Below are 21,630 nucleotides of genomic sequence, written 5' to 3'. Positions count from 1 at the left end.
CATCGTTGCCAGCCCGTTGAAAAAGCCTGCGAGTCGAAAGACCGCAGGTTTTTTTATGCCTTGCCCAAATAGCGGCTGGGGGCTTCGCCCAGTACCCGCTTGAACATTGCACCAAACGCATTGCCGTTGGCATAGCCCATGTCCCGTGCAATAGCCCCCAATGGTCGGCCCTGGGCTAACTGGCAAACGGCTTCGGCAATCCGTAGCTGCTGGCGCCATTGGTTGAAGCTCAGCCCGGTTTCATCCCGAAACCGCCGGCGCAGGGTGCGCACGCTGGCGCCGATGGATTCACTCCAGTCTTCCAGGGTGGCCGGGTTCGCCGGGTCTTCCAGAAGCATTTCACACACACTGAGCACGCGTTTGTCCCGGGGCAATGGCAGGCTGCAGCCTTCGGTTTCAGTCGCGGATATCAACTGGTGCAGCAGCAATGGCGTGAGCAGGGCAGTGTGGGCGTCGGGTGCGAGCATGCCCAGAATCAGCTCCCGCAGCAGCGGCTCTACCCTGATCAATCGGCAGGATTGCCACGCCGTGGGTAATTGATCGCTTTCCACGTACAGTGCGCGCATCGCAACCTCACCGACCATGTGCAATTCATGGTCGACACCCGGCGCAATCCAAAAGCCGTATGCCGGCGGGACGGTCCAGGCGCCCATGCGGGTCAGCACCCGGATCACGCCTTGGGTGGCGTGCACCAGTTGGCCATATTCATGGCTGTGCCAAATCTCCCGTGCGCCATCGACATAGTCATGGGCCCGAACCCGCAATTCCTCGCTGGTGCTGCGAGCGGGCGCCCCAAAGCGTTTACGCCAGATGTTGTCCAATCAAGAATGATTCCTGAGATGTAGGTTGGAACGGTCATTAATTGACCCGTGCGCGTAGAAGAATGACCGGATCTTTAACGCGATTCAATATTAAATAAGAACGATTAACAAAAAGACTTTTCAAGGAATCGTCATGTCCGGTGCGTTGTCTTCTCCTCCGTTTTACCTTTCCAGGCTGGCGCTGGTGGTGTTGGCGCTTGCTCCTGTTGTGTGGGCCGATGACGCGCCCATCGTGTTGAAGGACACCGCGGTGACAGCCGCCGAGGCCGAGCCGGCAGACGGCGTGGTGCCAGGCTATGTGGCGCGCAACACCACCGTGGGCACCAAAACCGGCGCGCCGATCGTGGAGACGCCGCAATCGATCTCGGTGGTCAGCCGCCAGCAGATGGATGACCAGGCGGCGCAAACCGTCGACCAGGCATTGCGCTACACACCAGGGGTTTACTCCCAGGATAACGACCTGCGGTTTGACCAGTTGAGCATTCGCGGCTTCGATGCCGACTCCTACCTCGACGGGCTCAAGCTCAATCGCACGACCTGGTTCGCTACGCCTCGGGTCGACCCTTGGTTTCTGGAGCGCATCGACGTGCTGCGCGGGCCAGCTTCCGTGCTGTACGGCCAGAGCGGGCCGGGCGGCCTGGTGGACATGCAGAGCAAGCGGCCGACGGATGAGCCACTGCACGTGTTGCAAATGAGCGTGGGCAATGACAACCGCTATCAGGCCGGCTTCGATTTTGGCGGGCGCCTGGACGAGCAGGGCGATGTGACCTATCGGCTGACCGGGCTGGGCCGCATGGCCGATACCCAGACCGATCACATCAAGGACCAGCGCATCGCCATCGCGCCGGCCATCACCTGGAACATCGACGACGACACCAGCCTGACCTTGCTGGCCAACTATCAATACGACCCGGAAGGTGGGCTGTTCAACCCGGTACCCGCGTATGGCACCGCGCTGCACAACCCGAATGGGCGCTTGCGCCCCGATGATTACCTGGGCGACCCGGACCGCGATCGCTTCAAGCGCAATCAGTTTTCCCTGGGCTACGCGTTCAGTCACCGGTTCAACGACACCTGGAGCTTTCGCCAGCACCTGCGCTATATGCATGATGACGTCGACTACTACCAGACTTCCCTCACCGGGCCGCTGGACGCCAACCTTGCCACCGCGCCGCTGTGGGCCAACGTCAATCATGAGCACCTTGGCCAGTTCGCCCTTGATAACCAGTTGCAGTCCGACTTCAGCACCGGCCCGGTCAAGCACACTGTGCTGATGGGGGCGGACTTCCAGCGGCTGTTGCAGACCATCAACCGGGGCGGTCAGTATTTCCCGAGTGCGATCAATATCTACAACCCCGACTTCAGCGCCTTGCCGAGGGTGCCGGTGTCCATCAACCAATACACCACCCAGAGCCAGTTTGGCGTGTACCTGCAGGACCAGCTCAGCTTCGACCATTGGCGCTGGCTGATCGGTGTGCGGCAAGACTGGGCGCGTACCTACGACAATCAGGACAGCGCGTTGACCGGCGCCAACCTGAGCAACACGCGCCAGCACGACGAGAAACTCACCTGGCGTTCGGGCCTGAGCTACGTGTTTGATAACGGCGTTGCGCCGTATGTCAGCTACAGCGAATCGTTCCAGCCGCAACTGGGCACTGACCGGCTGGGCGCGACATTTGTGCCGACCACCGGCAAGCAGTACGAAGCCGGCGTTAAATACCAGCCTGTGGGCTCCCGCAGCCTGTACAGCGCGGCAGTGTTCGACCTGCGTCAGCAAAACGTCCTGACCACCGACGATGTCGACCCCAATTTTGCCACCCAGAAAGGCGAAATCCGCTCCCGCGGCATCGAGCTGGAAGCCCATGCCGAGGTCACCTCGAACCTCAGCCTGATCGGTTTTTACACCTGGATGGACCAGCGCATCCTCAAATCCAATGACGGCGACCAGGGCGAACACCCGACCGGCATCCCGGGCAAGAGTGCCTCGCTGTGGGCGGACTACACCTTCCACGACGGCCCGCTGCAGGGCGTCGGTTTCGCGGCGGGTGCGCGCTACTTCGGGCCGAGCTACGGCAGCGCCGACAACACGCTGGAGGTGTCATCGCGCACGCTGTTTGATGCCGCGGCGCACTATGACGTGCAGAACTGGCGCCTGGCCCTCAACGCCAGCAACCTGTTCAACAAGGAATACCTGGCCTACTGCAGCAACGGTTTCCTTTGCTACTGGGGCGCAACCCGTTCGTTGCAGGCCAGCGCGACGTATCGCTGGTAAGGCGCTGACCTCTGGCGCGGCAGCAGGTATGCTGTTGTCCTGCCGAGGAGAGTGAAATGGCCTACGATTTTGACCTTTATGTAATTGGTGCCGGTTCCGGCGGTGTGCGCGCTGCACGATTCGCTGCGGGTTTTGGCGCCAAAGTGGCGGTGGCTGAAAGCCGCTACCTGGGCGGTACCTGCGTGAATGTGGGCTGCGTACCGAAGAAACTGTTGGTGTACGGCGCGCATTTCGCCGAAGACTTCGAGCAGGCCAGCGGTTTTGGCTGGTCCCTGGGTGAAGCGAACTTCGATTGGGCGACCCTGATCGCCAACAAGGATCGTGAAATCAACCGTCTCAATGGCATCTACCGCAACCTGCTGGTCAACAGCGGCGTGACCCTGCACGAAGGGCATGCGCGGCTGGTGGACCCGCACCAGGTAGAAATCAACGGCGAGCGTTTTACCGCCAAACACATTCTGGTAGCCACCGGTGGCTGGCCGCAGATCCCGGAAATCCCGGGGCGCGAGCACGCCATTGGCTCCAATGAGGCGTTTTTCCTCAAGGAGCTGCCCAAGCGTGTGCTGGTAGTCGGCGGTGGCTATATCGCCGTCGAGTTCGCCGGGATTTTCCATGGCCTGGGCGCACAGACTTCGCTGCTGTATCGCGGCGACCTGTTCCTGCGCGGTTTTGACGGCTCGGTGCGCACGCACTTGAAGGAGGAGCTGACCAAGCGCGGCCTGGACCTGCAGTTCAACGCCGACATCGAGCGTATCGACAAGCAGGCCGATGGCAGCCTTAAGGCCACCTTGAAAGATGGCCGCGTGCTGGAAGCCGATTGCGTGTTCTACGCCACTGGCCGACGCCCGATGCTCGATAACCTGGGGCTGGAAAACACTGGCGTCAAGTTGGACAAGCGCGGCTTTGTCGAAGTGGATGAGCTGTACCAGACTGCCGAGCCGTCGATCCTGGCGATTGGTGATGTGATTGGTCGCGTGCAACTGACGCCGGTCGCGCTGGCTGAAGGCATGGCCGTGGCACGTCGCCTGTTCAAGCCTGAGCAATATCGTCCGGTGGACTACGCGATGATCCCGACGGCGGTGTTCAGCCTGCCGAATATCGGCACCGTGGGCCTCAGCGAAGAGCAGGCCCGTGAAGACGGGCACAAGGTGCAGGTGTTCGAAAGCCGCTTCCGGCCGATGAAACTGACCCTGACCGACTGCCAGGAAAAGACCTTGATGAAGCTGGTGGTCGACGCCGAGACCGACAAGGTCCTGGGTTGCCACATGGTCGGCCCCGACGCTGGCGAGATCGTGCAGGGCCTGGCGATCGCGCTCAAGGCGGGCGCGACCAAGCAGCATTTTGATGAAACCATCGGCGTGCACCCAACGGCGGCGGAAGAGTTCGTCACCATGCGCACGCCAGTGGCGCAGTAATCAGCCCTCGGTAGTTGCTTCCGGCACCGTCGCAACGACGGCTGCCAGGCGCAGCGCATCAATACTGGCCTGGGCCTTGACCAGGTCCAGTTCCAGGGTTTTGTTGGCCTGCTGATGCTCGGCCAGCGCTTCCTGGCGCGCCTGATTCTCCAGTTGGGCAACTCGCAAGCGCTCCTGCAACAGGGTGCGCTCGCTGTCGATCACACTCACTTGCTCGCTCAATTGACGCTGCTGTTCGCGGTCCTGGCGAGCCTGTTCCTGCAGTGCGCTCAATTCCTTCACGGTCACTCGATGCTCGATCAGCAGGCGCTCGTTATCGCGGTGCAACTGAGTGATTTCATCCTGGCGCACCATCGCGCTCTGCTGGGCCTGGCGCAGCTCTGCCTGGACCTGCTGCAACTGGCCTTCATGGCGACGCTGTTCCTGTTCACGCTGGTCCTTGATCGCATTGCGGTAATGCTCCAGGGCGTCCCGGGCATGCAGGTGCTTCTCTTCCAGTGAGCGAATCTGCTCGTCCTTGTCGTTGATCCGCAACTCGTAATCGCTGCACGCCTGGCTCAGCCCGGCGTTGCGGGTTTGCTCGGTTTGCAGGCTGGAGCGAGTGCTTTGCAAGGCCGCGCTTTCATCGGCCAGGGCGGCGGACTGGATATCGAACTGCTGCTTGAGCTGGGAGTGGGCCGCTTCCAGCTCCTCAACCTGGGCGAGCAGGGCGGTTTTCTGTTGCTGGAACTGCGCCAGGGCCAGGTCGATAGGCTCCTGGGCCTTCTCCTTCAGGCGCTGGGCCAGTCGCGCCACCAGTTCACCCAGTTCGTCGTCAATGGGCGCTTCGGTGATGGTCTGGCGGGTTTCGCTTTCGTCCAGCTCCTTCAGATAGCGATGAATCGTGGTTTTCGAGCCGGTATTGCCCATCTCGATGCGTACTGCATCGATGCTCGGGTTTTCGCCACGGGCAAGGATTGCCAGGCGTGCCGTTTGAACTACTGCTTTATTGATGCCGCCGCGAGCCATGGAGTCTCCGTCGATTTGGTACTGTGGTACGTAGTATGTATATACGTACTATATCACGATTGTTTTAAAGCCGAAATTGATGATTTATCAGATGGGATATTGGCGTATTATCCCGTGTGATACAGGTTTTGAAATGGACAACAGCCAATGGCAGTACAGGCATGAGTGAGCTGGACCGTTATCTGAATGCGGCCACCCGCGATAACACCCGCCGCAGCTATCGAGCGGCAATCGAGCATTTCGAGGTGAATTGGGGTGGATTCCTGCCGGCGACCAGCGACAGCGTGGCGCGCTATCTGGCGGCGCATGCGGGCGTGCTGTCGGTCAACACGTTGAAGCTGCGTTTATCGGCGCTGGCCCAGTGGCACACCAGCCAGGGGTTTCCTGATCCGACCAAGGCGCCAGTGGTGCGCAAAGTCCTGAAAGGCATTCGCGCCCTGCACCCGGCTCAGGAAAAACAGGCGGAGCCATTGCAACTGCAGCACCTGGAGCAGGTCATCCAGTTCCTCGAACAGGAAGGCCACGACGCCCGGCGCGCAGAAGACCATCCTCGATGGCTGCGGGCCAAGCGTGACGCGGCGTTGATCCTGCTGGGTTTCTGGCGTGGCTTTCGCAGCGATGAGTTATGCCGGTTGAATATCGAGCACGTGCAGGCGTTGCCCGGTTCGGGCATCACCCTGTATCTACCGCGCAGCAAAAGTGATCGGGAAAATATCGGCCGCACTTACCAGACGCCGGCGCTGTTGCGGCTGTGCCCGGTGCAGGCCTATAGCGAATGGCTCAGCGCTTCAGCGCTGGTGCGCGGCCCGGTGTTTCGCGGCATTGATCGCTGGGGCAACCTGGGCGAGGAGGGCTTGCACGCCAACAGCGTGATCCCGCTGTTGCGCCAGGCGCTGGAGCGTGCCGGGATTGCGGCCGATCAGTACACCAGCCACTCCCTGCGCCGGGGCTTCGCTACCTGGGCTCATCGCAGTGGCTGGGACTTGAAGTCGTTGATGACTTACGTCGGCTGGAAAGACATGAAATCGGCCATGCGCTATGTTGAAGCGACGCCCTTTCTCGGCATGACCCGGGCATCCCTCGAGTGATTCAAGGTTTCTTCTATTAATACAGTCTCTTGATAGTGAAAACCAATCGTCAGCATCAGGTTTGCCAATGAGCCATCGGCCAGGAGAGTGGGTAGGATTCACCTCATCAACTTACTAAGCCCTTCTACAAACCTGACGGAGAGTCAACGATGCCTATCATCAACAGCCAAGTAAAACCGTTCAAAGCTACCGCCTACAAAAACGGCAACTTCGTAGACGTGACTGATGCTGACCTGAAAGGCAAATGGTCTGTCGTCTTCTTCTACCCAGCCGACTTCACCTTCGTCTGCCCAACCGAACTGGAAGACCTGGCTGACAACTACGCCGAATTCCAGAAACTGGGCGTCGAAATCTACAGCGTTTCCACCGACACCCACTTTGCCCACGCTGCCTGGCACAACACCTCGCCAGCCATCGGCAAAATCCAGTACACCATGATCGGCGACCCGACCCTGACCATCTCCCGCAACTTCGACGTGCTAATCGAAGAAGCTGGCCTGGCAGACCGTGGCACCTTCGTGATCAACCCTGAAGGCCAGATCAAAATCGTTGAACTGAACGATGGCGGCGTTGGCCGTGACGCTTCCGAGCTGCTGCGCAAAATCAAGGCGGCCCAGTACGTTGCTGCTCACCCGGGCGAAGTCTGCCCAGCCAAGTGGAAAGAAGGCGAGGCCACCCTGGCTCCGTCCCTGGACCTGGTCGGCAAGATCTAAGTCTGTGAAATGCCAAGGGCGGGTTACCGCACCTAAGTAAGCTGCATCCGCCCTCGAAACGCCCGGGCGAGATTCGCTCGGGCGTTTTTTTGTCTGCAATAAACCGAATTAATAGGAAATCGCCCGTATGTTGGACGCCAATCTTAAAGCTCAGTTGAAGTCATACCTGGAACGGGTCACCCAGCCGATCGAGATCGTCGCCTCCCTCGATGACGGTGCGAAATCCCAGGAAATGCTTGCCCTCTTGCAGGATGTAGCCAGCCTTTCGACGCTGATTACCCTGAAAAGCGATGGCAATGATGCGCGCAAGCCATCGTTCTCCATCAACCGCCCGGGTGCCGATATCAGCCTGCGTTTTGCCGGCATCCCAATGGGCCATGAATTCACTTCGCTGGTGTTGGCGCTGCTGCAAGTCGGCGGCCACCCCTCGAAGGCCAGTGTCGAAGTGATTGAACAGATTCGCGCCCTTAAAGGCGAGTTCAGCTTCGAGACTTACTTCTCGCTGTCGTGCCAGAACTGCCCGGACGTGGTCCAGGCGCTGAACCTGATGGCAGTATTGAACCCGAACATCCGCCACGTCGCCATCGACGGTGCGCTGTTCCAGGCAGAAGTCGATGATCGTCAGATCATGGCCGTGCCCAGCGTTTACTTGAATGGTGTGAACTTCGGCCAGGGCCGCATGGGCCTGGAAGAAATCCTCGCCAAGCTCGACACCAGCGGTATCGAAAAAGCCGCCGAGAAAATCAGCGCCAAAGATGCGTTCGACGTACTTGTCGTCGGCGGTGGCCCAGCGGGTTCGGCAGCGGCTATCTACGCTGCACGTAAAGGCATCCGTACCGGTGTTGCAGCCGAGCGCTTCGGCGGGCAGGTGCTGGACACCATGTCGATCGAGAACTTTATCTCGGTGCAGGAAACCGAAGGGCCGAAACTCGCCAGCGCCCTGGAGGCCCACGTGCGTCAGTACGACGTGGACATCATGAACCTGCAGCGCGCTACTGCGCTGATCCCGGCGAAAAACAACGGTGAACTGCACGAAATCCGTTTCGAAAGCGGTGCGACCCTCAAGTCCAAGACCGTGATCCTGGCCACCGGTGCCCGCTGGCGTGAAATGGGTGTACCGGGCGAGCAGGAATACAAGGCCAAAGGCGTGTGCTTCTGCCCGCACTGCGACGGCCCACTGTTCAAGGGCAAGCGCGTGGCGGTGATCGGCGGCGGTAACTCCGGCGTTGAAGCAGCCATCGACCTGGCCGGTATCGTCAGCCACGTGACCTTGCTTGAGTTTGACAGCAAGTTGCGCGCCGACGCCGTGTTGCAGCGCAAGCTGTACAGCCTGCCGAACGTTGACGTGATTACCAGCGCGCTGACCAGTGAGGTCAAGGGGGATGGCCAGAAAGTTACCGGCCTGGCCTACAAGGATCGCGACAGTGGCGAATTCAAGACTATCGACCTGGAAGGCATCTTTGTACAGATCGGTTTGCTGCCCAACACCGACTGGCTCAAAGGCACTGTGGAGTTGACTCCACGTGGCGAGATCATCGTCGATGCACGTGGTGAGACTTCGCTGCCAGGCGTTTTTGCCGCCGGCGACGTAACGACTGTGCCGTACAAGCAGATCGTGATTGCAGTAGGCGAGGGCGCCAAGGCTTCCCTGAGTGCTTTCGATCACCTGATCCGCACTTCCGCCCCGGCATAAATTCCGGCCCGGAAATGAAAAACCCCATGAGTGATCATGGGGTTTTTTATTGCCGGCGGAACCTTACAGCGGCGTTGGCTGAATGATTTCAACCCAGTACGCATCCGGGTCTTTCACGAAGGCCAGGCTTTTCATGCGGCCATCACTCAGGCGCTTCTGGAAGTCGCAGCCCAGTTCTTCAAAGCGCGCGCAGGCAGCAACGATGTCCGGCACCGAGATGCAGATATGGCCAAAGCCACGCGGGTCGGTGTTGCCGTTGTGGTAGGCAAAGTCCGCGTCGTTTTCGGTGCCGTGGTTGTGGGTCAGTTCGAGGATGCCCGGGATCGACTTCATCCACTGGGTGCGGGCGGCAGCGTCGGCCGGGATCTGGGCCTTGTCGACCAGGGCCAGGAAGTACAGGCTGAATTCGGCTTCCGGGAAGTCACGTTTTTCAACCAGGGAAAAACCCAGTACGCGGGTGTAGAAATCCAGCGACTTGGTGATGTCCTTGACCCGCAGCATGGTGTGGTTGAATACGAAGTTCGTGGTGGCGGCGTCAGGCTGGGCGGTGACGCCCGGGAAAGTGTTCAGTTCGTGCAGGCTCATGGGCCCTCCAGAGAAAAATGGGGCAAACGTGGCTCCGGTTGGAGCATCCCTTGGCTTGCGGCTGGCATCCGTGCAGCCGGTCCATGATACGCAGCCCTGCCGGTTGCGCCAAATGAAAAAGGTCACGCAACCCTTGCGGCCAGCGGGTGCAGGGGCCCAAACTTTGTCGCTTGAACCTTGAGTGTTTTTCGTAATGACCGGATTTCGCGCACCGTTGTTGAGTACCCTGGGCCTGTTGCTGGGCAGCACCGCTGCATGGGCGGCTGACCCGGAAATTCATTGGCCCAGCGGCTGGCAGGTAGAGGAAGTGGCGCCCGACGACCAGGCCCCGGCACAACCGTCGGCGGTGTCCCGCCAGCGGGCCATAAAGAATGATGAGAATGGCGCGACCTTGATGGTCATGGAGTTGACGGGCACGCCAATCGAAGCGGGGCATACGGTCAACCTGCAAGGTGTGCTGCTGGAAATGCGCAAATCCATCCAGAAGGACTTTGCCCAGGGTGGTTATCAAAGTGTGTGCACCAAGATGCACCCCACAACATTGAGCCGGCTTGAGGCATTGGAAACTACCTGTGTAATCACCGAGAACGGTCGGCATGTGCTGTCGCAAACGTTGGTGGGGGCTGTCGATACCGATAAGGCCTATGTTTTTTCATACGCAGGCCAGGCCGACGCTTACGAATCAAGCAAGGATGAAGTCAGTTCGGTGCGTGACAGCCTTAAACTTTGAGCGTTGTAGGCATCGCGACAAATAAGTCGATTTGAACAAAGTGAAATGTTTTTTAAAGTTCGTTTTTGAAAGTGCCAGCGTCCTGATTTGTTTCACTATCGATGCCTGTAAACAAAAAAGCCCTGCATGTGCAGGGCTTTTCTTAGTGCGTTTGTACTAGCCGCAAAGCATTAGCCGCGAAGCCAGGAGTCTACTGTGGCTGCGCCGTACTGTTCTTTCCACGCCTTCAGGCCGCGATGGTTGCCGCCCTTGGTTTCGATCAGTTCACCCGTGTGCGGGTTGTGGTAAACCTTGACGACGCGGGCACGGCGCTGTTTGGGTGCGGCAGCGACGGAAGCGCCGGACTTGCCCGGGTTAGGATCCAGGATGGAGATGATGTCGCGCAGGCTTTTGCCGTAGGTCTTCATCAGCCCTTGCAGCTTTTCTTCGAATTCGATTTCTTTCTTCAAACCAGCATCGTTCTTCAGGGATTCCAGCTGGGCAAGCTGCTCTTGAAGGGCTTTTTCTGCTGCGCGAAATTCGGCGAGTCTGGACAAAATCTATACTCCAATAGTGTATTTGGCTGATATCTACTGCAAACAAAGCGATAAGCCAAGAGCCTTAAGGCGACTCAATGAAAGTGGCCTTCCTGCCAATTCAGCACAGGCAGGAAAAATTGTAGTAGTTAATCAGTCATGAGTAAATCATGTCTTTTGTATAAATAACAATATTTCCGTTGAAGTGGCTGGCTATTCAATGGCTGTTCAGGAATCTAATGAACTCGTCGCAAGGTACAGGCTTGCCAAACAGGTAGCCTTGCAAGAAATCAACGCCTTGGGCCGCCAGATAGTCGCATTGTTCTTGTGTTTCGACGCCTTCGGCAACGATGCCCAGGTCCAGCTTGGCAGACAGTTCAATGATGCTGTCGAGTATATGCCGTGAGAGTGCATCAACACCGATCATTGCCACGAAGCTTTGATCTATCTTCAAGTAATCGACATTGAAGTTGCGCAAATAACCCAGGCTGGAGTGGCCGGTGCCAAAGTCGTCGATCGCGATCATTACCCCCATTTCATGCAGCGCCTGGAACAGCTGGCGGGTGATATCCGTGGGCTCGATCAACTCGCGCTCGGTCAACTCCAGGACCAGGATCACCTTGCCCGGCGGGAAGGCAGCGAGGAACTCCCGGCAGTCCTCCACCAGCTCTAGGTCGTGACAATGGCGAGCGGTAATGTTGATGCCCACGTGAAAATTGTCGGCAAACTGCGCGGTGTGGGGCGCCAACTGTGCGGCGGTCTGGCGCATCAGGGCGCGGGTCATCGGTACGATCAGGCCCGAATGTTCGGCCAGGGGAATGAACAGGTCCGGGCGCACCAGGCCTTCCCTGGGATGATTCCAGCGCATCAGCACTTCACAGCCGGCCCACTGCCGGATGTTGTCGCCACGCACCACTGGCTGGTAATAGGGCACAAATTCATTGGCGCCCAGGGCCCGTTGCAGTTCCAGGGTCGGTGCCGATGAGCGCTTTTGCAGCCAGTGGGCGAGGATGCCTGCCAGCACGCCGAAAAACACCACCAGAACGAACAGTGCAGGATACCGCGCCTGCATGTAGCGCCAGGTTTCACCCTCCGGCATCCCGGCTTCCACGCTGTAGGTATACCGTGTGGAGTCGAGATGATGATGCGCGACGGAAAATGTCGGCAGCGTTGTGCTGTGCACCTTGCCATCCGCCGCCAGCCAGTTAGGCCCCACCTGCAACACCAGGTCGGTATATCGGCTGATCAGGCGCAAGGCGTTTGTCAGGTGGTAGCCATCGATGGAGGCAAAGGCCCCCCGGTCTCCCTCGGTGAGGCGATAAACAAGCAATGCGGTGTCGGGTGTTACCGGGTTGCCTTTCATCAGCCAGAGACGGCCGCCGACGTAGTCCTCAGGGTTGACCGGTGACTGGTAGTTGCCACCAAACAACGAGCTGCAATAGATGTTGCGCTGCCAGGACAAGGTGGTGGCGCGCACGAACGGCCGGCGGGTGACCTGTTCCCGCAGCTTCAGTTGAGTCGGGTTATCACATTCATGGCCGGCCAGTGGCAGCAGGTCCTGGGCGGCGAGGGCGGTGTTGTCGAGCATCAGGTCAAACTGGCGCACGGCCTCCTGGGCGGTTTGCGCGGTGCTGTGCTCGAGGGTGCGCCCGGCTTGCCAATACAGGATAAGCACACCCAGCAAAATGGGCAGCGCGCCACTGAGCAGGGTGATCAGATGGCGAGTGGAGGCCTTTCGGGGGCCTTTGACGGTCAGTGGCATTTGCGCAGCCTGTAGCGGGAGAGGGCAATAGGACGCTCAAATGCGGTCGGGACAACCTCGGTGGCCTTCCAACAAAGCGTATTGGTATTGGCCATGATAGATGGCGGCAGGCGTCTGTGCATGTTCAATAAAGCTTCAACCGTGTGGCCAGTTGAATAAATGCCAGGGTTGCCGGTGAGGACTGCCGACGGTCCAGTACCGCCAGCCCCACCTGGCGTTTGACGGCAGGCTTGAGCGGTTTGATCAGGTAATCCGCCTGCGTGGATTCAGGCAGCGACAACTCGGCGACAATGGTCACGCCGTCGCCCCGGCGCACGGTGTCCAGGGTGCTGAGCAGCTGTGAGCAGCGGTAACGCACATCCGGCTGCAACCCTGCACCGACGAACAGCCTTGAGACCAGTTCGGCCGAACCGGCCTGGGTCAGGATAAAAGGTTCACCACACAGCGCTTTCAGGCTGACACTTGGCTGCGCGCCCAAGTGATGCCCCAAGGGCAGCAGCGCGACCAGTTGGTCCTCAATCAACGGGAACGTATCGAAGCGCTCTTCAGGCAGCACCACAAACCCAACGTCGACGCGCCGCTCTTCCAGCCACTGCGTCACCTGGCGATCGGGGCCTTCGTCGACATGCACCTCGATGCCCGGATGCTGCTCGCGAAAATGCTGCAGGATCGCGGGCAACAAGCGAATCGATGAGGTCGGCCCGAACGAGCCGATGCGCAGCGTGCCGCGCTTCATCCCGCGGGCATCGGCGGCTTCCTGTTGCAGCGTGTTGGCCAACCCGAGCATGGCCCGGGCGCGCAACAGCAGTTGTTGGCCGATATCGCTGAGTTCGACCTGGGACTGATGACGTCGGATCAACTCCACACCCAGTTCCTGCTCCAGGGATTTGATCGCATGGGACACCGCCGATTGGCTGATGCCCAGGCGATTGGCGGCGCTGGTGAAACCTTGCAGTTCGGCCACCAGGGAAAAGATTTCCAGTTGGGTAAGGGTCATGAGTATTTACTCATTTTACGATGATCGGGGATTAGCCCAACAATAAGCCAATCCCGTGTCTTGTGAGTAGAAATCTGATGAACCCGAGCCCTGACCGTCTGACGTATCTGAAGCTGGCGGCCGTGACCATGATCTGGGGCGGCACCTTCGTTGCCGGGCGCTATCTGGCGGCAGGCCTGGACCCACTGTTGGCGGCGACCGTGCGCTTTGCACTGGCCAGCCTGGCGCTGCTGGCCTTCCTGGGCGTCGCGCGTATTCGCCTGGTGCGTCCGACCACCGCGCAATGGGTGCAACTGATGGTGCTGGGCTTTTTCGGGATCTTTTTCTACAACCTGTGTTTTTTCTACGGCCTGCATTACATCAATGCGTCCCGGGCGTCGTTGATCGTGGCGCTGAACCCGGCAGTGATTGGCCTGGCCTCGTGGCTGCTGTTCAAGGAACGCCTGGGCTGCTTCAAGCTGGTGGGGATCGCGCTGTGCCTGGGTGGCGCAGGGCTGGTGATCGTCAGTCGCAACCCGCAGTTGCTGCAGGGCACGGCAGATGCGTGGGTCGGTGACCTGCTGATTTTCGGCTGCGTGGTGGGGTGGGGCGTGTACTCGCTGTTTTCCCGGAGTCTCAACCAGCGCCTGGGGCCGTTGCAAACCGTGACCTGGTCGATCCTGCTGGGCACGCTGATGCTGACGATCACCACGCTGGTGACGGGTCGGCTAACGATGGCCGCATTGGGCCGGATTGATCTGCCCCAACTGATGAGTTTGCTGTACCTGGGCGTGCTGGGCTCGGCACTGGCCTACATCGGCTACTACGATGGCCTGCGCCGCATCGGCGCCACCCGTGCGGGTGTATTTATCGCCCTCAATCCGCTGACGGCAGTGATCTGCGGCGCATTGCTGCTTGGCGAGCAACTGACCGTGCCGATGCTGCTGGGTGGGGCGGTCATTCTGCTGGGCATCTATCTGTGCAACAAACCCCTTGCGCGGGCCAGGGCAATGGGGATTTGATAAGAGTACGGACAAATCTGTTTACGCTGTGTAGAATCGATTTACGCATACAAGAATAAGGACTTGCGCTAACGCAAGCCTCGCCCGTCAGAGACTGATGTAACCATGAAGCTACTCGGGTCCCCCCTCATCTTTGGTGACTTCCTCGCCCGCAGCGTGCGGGGTATCTCCTGTGCGCCACCCGCTGACCTCATCCTTGCTCGCAAATAAACATTTGTTAATTACAAGAATGATGATGAGGCACCAAAAATGGCAGACCTGTACGAAAACCCAATGGGCCTGATGGGCTTTGAGTTCATCGAATTCGCATCGCCAACCCCGGGCACCCTGGAGCCGATCTTCGAGATCATGGGCTTCACCAAGGTCGCGACCCACCGTTCCAAGAACGTACACCTGTACCGGCAGGGCGAGATCAACCTGATCCTCAACAACGAACCCAACAGCATCGCCTCCTACTTTGCGGCCGAGCACGGCCCGTCGGTGTGCGGCATGGCGTTTCGCGTCAAGGACTCGCAACAGGCCTACAACCGGGCCCTGGAACTGGGCGCCCAGCCTATCCATATCGAAACCGGCCCGATGGAGTTGAACCTGCCGGCGATCAAGGGCATTGGCGGCGCGCCGCTGTACCTGATCGACCGCTTTGGTGAAGGCAGCTCGATCTATGACATCGACTTCGTGTACCTCGAAGGTGTCGAGCGCAACCCGGTGGGCGCGGGCCTCAAGGTCATCGACCACTTGACCCACAACGTGTACCGCGGCCGCATGGCCTACTGGGCGAACTTCTACGAGAAGCTGTTCAATTTCCGTGAGGCGCGCTATTTCGACATCAAGGGCGAATACACCGGCCTGACCTCCAAGGCCATGAGCGCACCGGACGGCATGATCCGCATCCCGCTGAACGAAGAATCGTCCAAGGGTGCCGGGCAGATCGAAGAGTTCCTGATGCAGTTCAACGGCGAGGGCATCCAGCACGTTGCCTTCCTCACCGATGACCTGGTCAAGACCTGGGATGCGTTGAAGAAGATCGGCATGCGCTTCATGACCGCGCCGCCAGACACCTATTATGAGATGCTCGAAGGCCGCCTGCCGAACCACGGCGAGCCGGTGGATCAACTGCAGGCACGCGGCATCCTGCTGGACGGCTCGTCAGTGGCGGGGGACAAGCGCCTGCTGCTGCAGATCTTCTCGGAAACCCTGATGGGCCCGGTGTTCTTCGAGTTCATCCAGCGTAAGGGTGACGACGGCTTTGGTGAAGGCAACTTCAAGGCGCTGTTCGAATCCATCGAGCGCGACCAAGTGCGTCGTGGTGTGTTGACCGCTGACTGATCGCCTGGGCGATACACAAAAAAGCCCGACCGGGATTGCACCCGGCCGGGCTTTTTGTTGCCCGGCAGAAACATCGGGACACAGGCGGTTGCTAGCGGCCAGGAACGGAATTCACTGCCAGCGTTACTCAGTGTCATATGCCCAGTTGAGGTTCATGTATGACAGTCATTGCGCACACCGGTAGTCCACCTCCAGGTTTGAATCAGGCAGCAGCCGTCAACGACGAACCGGCCATCAGTCCCTTGGCCCCAACTGTTCCCTCCCCATTAAGTCCTGCCACTGTCGCCCGCGTGACGTTTTCCTCGAACGTGGAATGGAGCAGTGCGCAGGGCGAACTGACCGCCGCAGGCGTCGAACTGGCCAATGCCGTATTGGCCCCGGGTACCTCATCAACCGTCGGCGCGCAGGTCTGCACGTTCGCGGTGGACGGGATCCAGTCGAGCGACATTCTGGTGGTCAAACGCGTACCCGCCTCTGAAACCGGAACGAATATCCTGTTGTACATTCCTGACGAGGAGGGCAATTCGTTCTTCGAATTCAATAACCTTGAAGAAATGAACGCCTGGCTCAAAGAGGTCGCCACCGACCCTGACACGTTGGATGTATTTGCCGGGCATTTTTCCCGCAATGCGCCTGCCGATCAGACAAAGCGGGTAAAAGACACGATGACGCGCTTCGCCGCAGGCGATATCAATGCCGTGGTCGGGCCTTTTGGCTACGAAAAGGGCGATATTTTCAATCGCCTGGACAAGCACCCAAGCGTGCCGCCGGTACCGGTCAACGGGCTGACGGGGACCTACCTGAAAGTTGAGACCCGTGATGGCCGGGTGACTTTCGCAGGCACACGTCCGGACGGAGAAACCGTACTCTATCAGTACGATGCCTACGGCAACTTCCATGGAGGAGGTAACAAGGGCAACTTCTACTTTGTGAAAAACGGCCTGAACAATGACCAGCCGCTGTCGCCTGTTTCGCGAGAGCAATACTTGAAAACGGTCGTCAGTGTCAGCCTGGATAATGTGGGTGCCAACGATTTATGGGGGCTGTTCGACGAGTTCATCCGCCAACTGAAGAATCCGGGTTCAGGCATTGGGACGGCCTTGATCGCGCTGGGCGTGCCTGAGGATGTGGCGCAGTCCATCGAAAAAATCGTCAAAAACCCCGTCACCGGCACCTTGCTTGAACTCAACCAGGACAACCGGCTCGGTAAGCTGTTTGGCGTTGAAAAGGCGCAAATGGACGCCGCACTGACGCAAATAGGCGACGAAATCCAAGGCAGGATTCCGTATTACGGGGCCATCCGAGGGGGGTTGTCGCAAACGGCTGTAATGCTCGAAATGGCAGCAAAAAAAAGCGCTGTCAGGCCTTCTGCTGACGCACCAAATGCTTGAAGCCTTCAAACACCAGCACCATCACCGCGAGCCAGATCGGAAGATACGTCAGCCATTCCCCCGCCTTGATGCTTTCGCCCAACAACAAGGCCACGCCGAGCAGCAGCACCGGTTCTACATAGCTGAGCAGCCCGAACAGGCTGAAGGCCAACAAGCGGCTGGCGACGACGTAGCACACCAGCGCCGACGCACTGATCAAGCCCAACATCGGGATCAAGGCGTACAAGCCCTTGTGGGCGTCGAGCACGGCAAAACCCTGTTCGCCGCTTTGCACGAACCACAGTGCCACCGGCAACATCAGCGCCATATCGAGCCACAGCCCGCCGAGGTGGTCGGTCTTCAGGCGTTTGCGCAGTACGAAGTAAACCGGGTAGCCGATGATCACTACCAGGGTTGCCCAGGAGAATCCGCCCACCTGATACAACTCGTTCAGCACACCAGCACCGGCGAAGAACACCGCAATCTTTTGCAGGCGTGACAATTGTTCGCCATACACCAGCCGACCGGTCAGCACCATCGTCAATGGCAGCAGGAAATAGCCCAGCGATACATCCAGGCTGCGACCGTTGAGCGGCGCCCACATGAACAGCCACAACTGCACCCCCAGCAGGGCCGAAGACACCACGACCCCGCCGATCAGCGCGGGTTTGGCCGCAACCAGCCGAACCAGTTCCCACACCCGTCGCCACTCGCCGCTGACAATCATGAACACGGTCATGCAGGGCACCGTCAACAACATGCGCCAGCCGAAGATCTCCAGGCCGCTCAAGGGCGTAAGCAGCGACGTGAAGTAATACATCACGGCAAACAACACCGAGGCCAAGACCGATAACACAACACCTTTAGACACACTGTCCTCACGAAAGCCGATTGATACAAAAGAAGGGGGGATTTCAGGGAGGGAATATAGTGCTTTTGAGGTGAGATGTTTGCTCTGTTTTGGAGCGGTTTATGGGAGGATTTCTCAGGTCCCCCCATAAAAGGGACTTATGGCCGGGCAACTCGCCCCGACACAAAGTGGCTCACATCATTGAACCCTGGCGTCGACGCATGCCCTGGCGTGACCAGCGAGTCGATGAATGCTTCGTCCTCCGCCGTGATCTCCACCTCCAGCGCGCCGGTGTAGGCATCCCACTGCGCCTCGGTGCGCGGCCCGACAATCGCCGAACTGACCGCCGAGTTGTTCAGGACCCAGGCAATCGCGAACTCGACAATCCCCACGCCACGGCCCTGGGTGTATTGCTGGATCTGCTGGGCGATGCGCAGGGATTCAACGCGCCATTCGGTTTCCAGGATGCGCTTGTCCTGGCGCCCGGCACGGCTGCCGGCTTCAGGCGTTACGTCCGGCGCATATTTGCCGCTGAGCACGCCACGGGCCAGCGGGCTGTAAGGCACCACGCCCAGGCCATACGCGGCGGCGGCGGTGATCTGCTCCACCTCGGCCTGGCGGTTGACGATGTTGTACAGCGGCTGGCTGATGATCGGTTTGTCCACCCCGAGGCGCTCGGCCACGCGGATCACTTCGGCGATCCGCCAGCCGCGGTAGTTGGACAGGCCCCAGTGGCGGATCTTGCCCTCGCGGATCAAGTCGCCAATCGCTGAAACCGTGACTTCCAGTGGCGTGTTGTGGTCTTCGCGGTGCAGGTAATAGATGTCCAGGTAATCGGTGTCGAGGCGCGTCAGGCTGGCTTCCAGCGCATTGAAAATCCGCTTGCGACTCAGGCCGCTGCGGTTCGGCAGGCCATCCGCCGGGCCGATGCCGACCTTCGAGGCCAGCACCCAATCCTGGCGCTGGCGGGCGATGGCTTCGCCGACGATTTCCTCGGAGCGCCCTGCGGTGTAGACGTCGGCGGTGTCGATAAAGTTGATGCCTTGATCCCAGGCCTTGTCGATGATGCGCAGCGAGTCCTCGGTGTTGGTCTGCTCGCCAAACATCATGCTGCCCAGGGTCAGTGCGCTGACCTTCAACCCGGACCGGCCCAGTGTGCGGTAAATCATCGTGAACACCTCAAAAGGGGGAGACAGGCCCTATCCAATACCAGAGAGCAAGGCTCTGGAACAAGCCCCGCGACGGTTATTGCGGTAATAGTTCGGCGCAGCGCAGTTGCAGGAAGCGGTGCAGTACCTTGACCCGCTCCGACACCTGCAACCGATGGGGACACATCAGATTGAACGGGGTCGGTTCGCCTTGCCAATCGGTGAGCAACGGCACCAGTCGCCCGGCCTTGATATCGCGCGCTACATCCAGCCGCGCTTTATAGGCGATGCCGTGCCCGGCCAATGCCCAGCGCCGCACGATCTCGCCGTCATCACTGAGGTAGTCGCCGCCGACCTCGACTTCCTGCAGCACCTCGCCCTGGCGAAAGTACCAGGTGTTGTTCGCCCGACCCTGGCGCATATAGCGCAGCGTGCTGTGTTGTGCCAGGTCCTGGGGGAGGCGTGGCGTACCGTGGCGCGCGAGGTAGTCGGGGCTGGCGCACGCCACCCGCGTGTGGTCGGGCACCACCGGCAACGCGACCAGGCTGGAGTCCCGTGGTACGCCGAAGCGCAGGGCGATGTCGACGGTTTCGCGGAACAGGTCGGCATTGCTGTCATTGAGCAGCAACTGAAGGCGCACGTTCGGGTGTTCGAGCTTGAACTCATCCAGCCAGCCCAGCAGCACATTGCGCCCGAAATCCGAGGGCGCGGCCAATTGCAGCAATCCGCTCAGGCTCTGGCCTTGCTGCTTGACCGCCTGTTCGCCTTCCGACAGCGCCTCCAGGGCCACGCGCACACTGTCGAGGTAGCGCCGGCCTTCTTCGGTCAGGCGCATGCTGCGGGTGGAACGCGCCAGCAGCCGGATGCCCAGGCGGGTTTCCAGGCGCTTGAGGGCAATGCTCGCTGCGGCCGGGGTCAGGCTGAGGCTGCGGGCGGCTGCCGACAGGCTGCCGGTGTCAGCAGTGCGCACGAACACTTCAAGGTCGAGGATTGAGCTCATTTGTAAAAATCCTTTAAAGATCTTGTCGTTTTACCGGGATTTTTCAACGATTGCCAAGCTGGGAAGATGAAAGCTCATTTTCTCAGCCAGGTATTTCCCCATGACATCTCCCCTCAACGGTAAAACCATCATCGTCATTGGCGGCAGCAGCGGCATTGGTGCCGCGGTGGCCAAGCAGGCCGTGGCACGCGGTGCCCATGTGGTGCTGGCCGGGCGGCGCTTGTCTTCAACCGTGGAGAACGGGGTGCGCAGCGAGCAGGTGGACGTGACCGACGCAGCCTCATTACAGCGCTTGTTCGAAACCGTGGGGCCGTTTGACCATCTGGTCTACACCGCAGGGCCTGCGGTGCAGGCCAAGGCGTTGATCGAGACCGACCTGAACCTGGCGCAAGACAACTTCAACGTGAAGCTCTGGGGTTCGCTGCGGGCGATCCAGTCGGCGCTGCCATTTCTCGCCGAGCGCGGCAGCATCACCCTGACGTCGGGGCAGTTGGGGCGCAAAACGGTTGCGGGGCAATTCATCAAGACCGGCATCAATGCGGCGACCGAAGCGCTGGGCAAGCAACTGGCCAAGGAACTGGCGCCACGGCGGGTCAATGTGGTCAGCCCGGGGGTGATCGACACCGAGGCGTATGCCGGGTTGTCCGATGAGCAGCGACTGGCAATGTTTGCCAAGGCGGGCGGGGCGTTGCCGGTGGGGCGCGTGGGGCAGGCCGAAGAAGTGGCTGCCGGGTATGTGTTGGCGATGGAGAACGGGTTTATCACCGGTAGCGTGATTGATGTCGACGGCGGCGGATTACTCTAAAGGCAGCTGAATAAAAAAGGTCCCGCTTTCAGGCGGGACCTGCATTATCAGTAATAGGGCCGTGCTTAATAACGTGGCACCGGAACCGGTTGTGGCGGGTAGTAATAGCCTGGAGGCGGCGCCTGGTAATAGACCGGTGGCGGCTGTTGGATGTACACCGGCTGCGGTTGCACGTAAACCGGTTGCTGCTGCACATAGACCGGAGGCTGGGAGTTGGCGACCACCGAACCCACTACGAGACCGCCGACAACCGCACCCAGCAAAGCCGGGCCACCCCAGCCCCAACCACCGCCATGCCCGTACCCATAACCGTGACCCCAGCCATAGCCATATCCTCCACGGGCTTCTGCTTGCCCTGCGATGGCGAGGGTGGCAATGAGCAACATGGCTACTTTCATTTTTGAGAGTCGACTGATCATGATAAGTCCTCTACGTATGCACCGAACCGGTCTTGATAATATCCCCGGGCATAGGCTTCAGACAGCGGTTTCGGACGGGATGATGGAGTACGAAAGTAAAGGCTGGGTAAAG

General features: G+C 59.6%; 20 protein-coding genes. 10 read left to right on the top strand and 10 right to left on the bottom strand.

Going from position 1 to position 21,630, the window contains the following annotated elements; translation table 11 throughout:
- Positions 1-53 precede the first annotated feature (53 nt).
- A complete protein-coding gene (locus HX801_RS27535; protein ID WP_177020095.1) occupies positions 54-821 on the bottom strand; it encodes a helix-turn-helix domain-containing protein in 768 nt (255 codons plus the stop codon).
- 133 nt (positions 822-954) lie between these two features.
- Here HX801_RS27535 and HX801_RS27530 point away from each other — a divergent pair, with 133 nt between their 5' ends.
- Positions 955-3,093 (top strand): TonB-dependent siderophore receptor, encoded by a 2,139-nt coding sequence (locus HX801_RS27530; protein WP_134326572.1) that lies wholly within the window; start codon positions 955-957, stop codon positions 3,091-3,093.
- A gap of 56 nt (positions 3,094-3,149) precedes the next feature.
- A complete protein-coding gene (gene gorA / locus HX801_RS27525) occupies positions 3,150-4,508 on the top strand; it encodes a glutathione-disulfide reductase (protein WP_003212576.1) in 1,359 nt (452 codons plus the stop codon).
- Here the strand turns inward: gorA and HX801_RS27520 are convergent, their stop codons facing one another.
- Positions 4,509-5,516: a DNA-binding protein gene (locus tag HX801_RS27520; protein ID WP_177023084.1), complete on the bottom strand. Its 1,008-nt coding sequence runs from the start codon at positions 5,514-5,516 to the stop codon at positions 4,509-4,511.
- 161 nt (positions 5,517-5,677) lie between these two features.
- Between HX801_RS27520 and HX801_RS27515 the strand changes: the two genes are divergently transcribed.
- The 3 genes from HX801_RS27515 (at position 5,678) to ahpF (ending at position 9,010) form a co-directional block, all read left to right on the top strand.
- The gene (locus tag HX801_RS27515; RefSeq protein WP_177023083.1) at positions 5,678-6,604 is read left to right on the top strand and encodes a site-specific integrase; all 927 of its coding nucleotides are present in this window, start codon (positions 5,678-5,680) and stop codon (positions 6,602-6,604) included.
- A 149-nt stretch (positions 6,605-6,753) separates the two neighbouring features.
- A complete protein-coding gene (ahpC, locus tag HX801_RS27510) occupies positions 6,754-7,317 on the top strand; it encodes an alkyl hydroperoxide reductase subunit C (protein WP_003173835.1) in 564 nt (187 codons plus the stop codon).
- Positions 7,318-7,444: 127 nt separating this feature from the next.
- Positions 7,445-9,010 carry an alkyl hydroperoxide reductase subunit F gene (gene ahpF, locus HX801_RS27505; RefSeq protein WP_003212573.1) on the top strand — a complete coding sequence of 522 codons (1,566 nt, stop codon included), beginning with the start codon at positions 7,445-7,447 and terminating at the stop codon, positions 9,008-9,010.
- 63 nt (positions 9,011-9,073) lie between these two features.
- On the opposite strand, the gene gloA is transcribed toward ahpF, so the two are convergent.
- Positions 9,074-9,595 carry a lactoylglutathione lyase gene (gene gloA, locus HX801_RS27500; protein WP_008432524.1) on the bottom strand — a complete coding sequence of 174 codons (522 nt, stop codon included), beginning with the start codon at positions 9,593-9,595 and terminating at the stop codon, positions 9,074-9,076.
- A gap of 193 nt (positions 9,596-9,788) precedes the next feature.
- Between gloA and HX801_RS27495 the strand changes: the two genes are divergently transcribed.
- Positions 9,789-10,325: a DUF4946 domain-containing protein gene (locus tag HX801_RS27495; RefSeq protein ID WP_008432526.1), complete on the top strand. Its 537-nt coding sequence runs from the start codon at positions 9,789-9,791 to the stop codon at positions 10,323-10,325.
- A gap of 170 nt (positions 10,326-10,495) precedes the next feature.
- On the opposite strand, the gene HX801_RS27490 is transcribed toward HX801_RS27495, so the two are convergent.
- The 3 genes from HX801_RS27490 to HX801_RS27480 all read right to left on the bottom strand — a co-directional run bounded on the left by HX801_RS27490 (position 10,496) and on the right by HX801_RS27480 (position 13,599).
- Complete coding sequence (locus tag HX801_RS27490; RefSeq protein WP_003212570.1) at positions 10,496-10,861, bottom strand: histone-like nucleoid-structuring protein, MvaT/MvaU family; 366 nt, start codon at positions 10,859-10,861, stop codon at positions 10,496-10,498.
- Positions 10,862-11,057: 196 nt separating this feature from the next.
- Positions 11,058-12,602, bottom strand: a complete 1,545-nt coding sequence (locus HX801_RS27485; protein ID WP_134326575.1) for an EAL domain-containing protein — start codon at positions 12,600-12,602, stop codon at positions 11,058-11,060.
- 124 nt (positions 12,603-12,726) lie between these two features.
- Entirely contained in the window at positions 12,727-13,599 is an 873-nt protein-coding gene (locus HX801_RS27480) for a LysR family transcriptional regulator (protein WP_003212568.1), read from the bottom strand.
- Between the two features lie 77 nt (positions 13,600-13,676).
- On the opposite strand from HX801_RS27480, the gene HX801_RS27475 reads away from it, so the two are divergent.
- The 3 genes from HX801_RS27475 to HX801_RS27465 all read left to right on the top strand — a co-directional run bounded on the left by HX801_RS27475 (position 13,677) and on the right by HX801_RS27465 (position 17,317).
- Positions 13,677-14,600: a DMT family transporter gene (locus HX801_RS27475; RefSeq protein WP_008432530.1), complete on the top strand. Its 924-nt coding sequence runs from the start codon at positions 13,677-13,679 to the stop codon at positions 14,598-14,600.
- 249 nt (positions 14,601-14,849) lie between these two features.
- Positions 14,850-15,926: a 4-hydroxyphenylpyruvate dioxygenase gene (hppD, locus tag HX801_RS27470; RefSeq protein ID WP_003212566.1), complete on the top strand. Its 1,077-nt coding sequence runs from the start codon at positions 14,850-14,852 to the stop codon at positions 15,924-15,926.
- Between the two features lie 158 nt (positions 15,927-16,084).
- On the top strand, positions 16,085-17,317 hold the full coding sequence (locus tag HX801_RS27465) for a dermonecrotic toxin domain-containing protein (RefSeq protein ID WP_256344301.1): 1,233 nt from the start codon (positions 16,085-16,087) through the stop codon (positions 17,315-17,317).
- On the opposite strand, the gene rarD is transcribed toward HX801_RS27465, so the two are convergent.
- From rarD to HX801_RS27450, 3 genes are all read right to left on the bottom strand, one after another.
- Positions 17,286-18,167 (bottom strand): EamA family transporter RarD, encoded by an 882-nt coding sequence (gene rarD / locus HX801_RS27460; RefSeq protein ID WP_023658818.1) that lies wholly within the window; start codon positions 18,165-18,167, stop codon positions 17,286-17,288. The two genes, HX801_RS27465 and rarD, sit on opposite strands and share 32 nt — an antisense overlap.
- A gap of 137 nt (positions 18,168-18,304) precedes the next feature.
- Entirely contained in the window at positions 18,305-19,315 is a 1,011-nt protein-coding gene (locus tag HX801_RS27455) for an aldo/keto reductase (RefSeq protein ID WP_177023082.1), read from the bottom strand.
- 76 nt (positions 19,316-19,391) lie between these two features.
- Entirely contained in the window at positions 19,392-20,294 is a 903-nt protein-coding gene (locus HX801_RS27450) for a LysR family transcriptional regulator (protein ID WP_008432540.1), read from the bottom strand.
- 100 nt (positions 20,295-20,394) lie between these two features.
- Between HX801_RS27450 and HX801_RS27445 the strand changes: the two genes are divergently transcribed.
- A complete protein-coding gene (locus HX801_RS27445; RefSeq protein ID WP_177023081.1) occupies positions 20,395-21,099 on the top strand; it encodes an SDR family oxidoreductase in 705 nt (234 codons plus the stop codon).
- 65 nt (positions 21,100-21,164) lie between these two features.
- Here the strand turns inward: HX801_RS27445 and HX801_RS27440 are convergent, their stop codons facing one another.
- Positions 21,165-21,518, bottom strand: a complete 354-nt coding sequence (locus HX801_RS27440) for a hypothetical protein (protein WP_023658819.1) — start codon at positions 21,516-21,518, stop codon at positions 21,165-21,167.
- Between the last annotated feature and the right edge of the window lie 112 nt (positions 21,519-21,630).

The sequence above is a fragment of the Pseudomonas sp. G1002 genome (genome assembly GCF_013385455.1).
GTDB lineage: Bacteria > Pseudomonadota > Gammaproteobacteria > Pseudomonadales > Pseudomonadaceae > Aquipseudomonas.
Note: the sequence above shows the minus strand (reverse complement) of the source record. Positions and strands in the feature narration are given on the sequence as shown.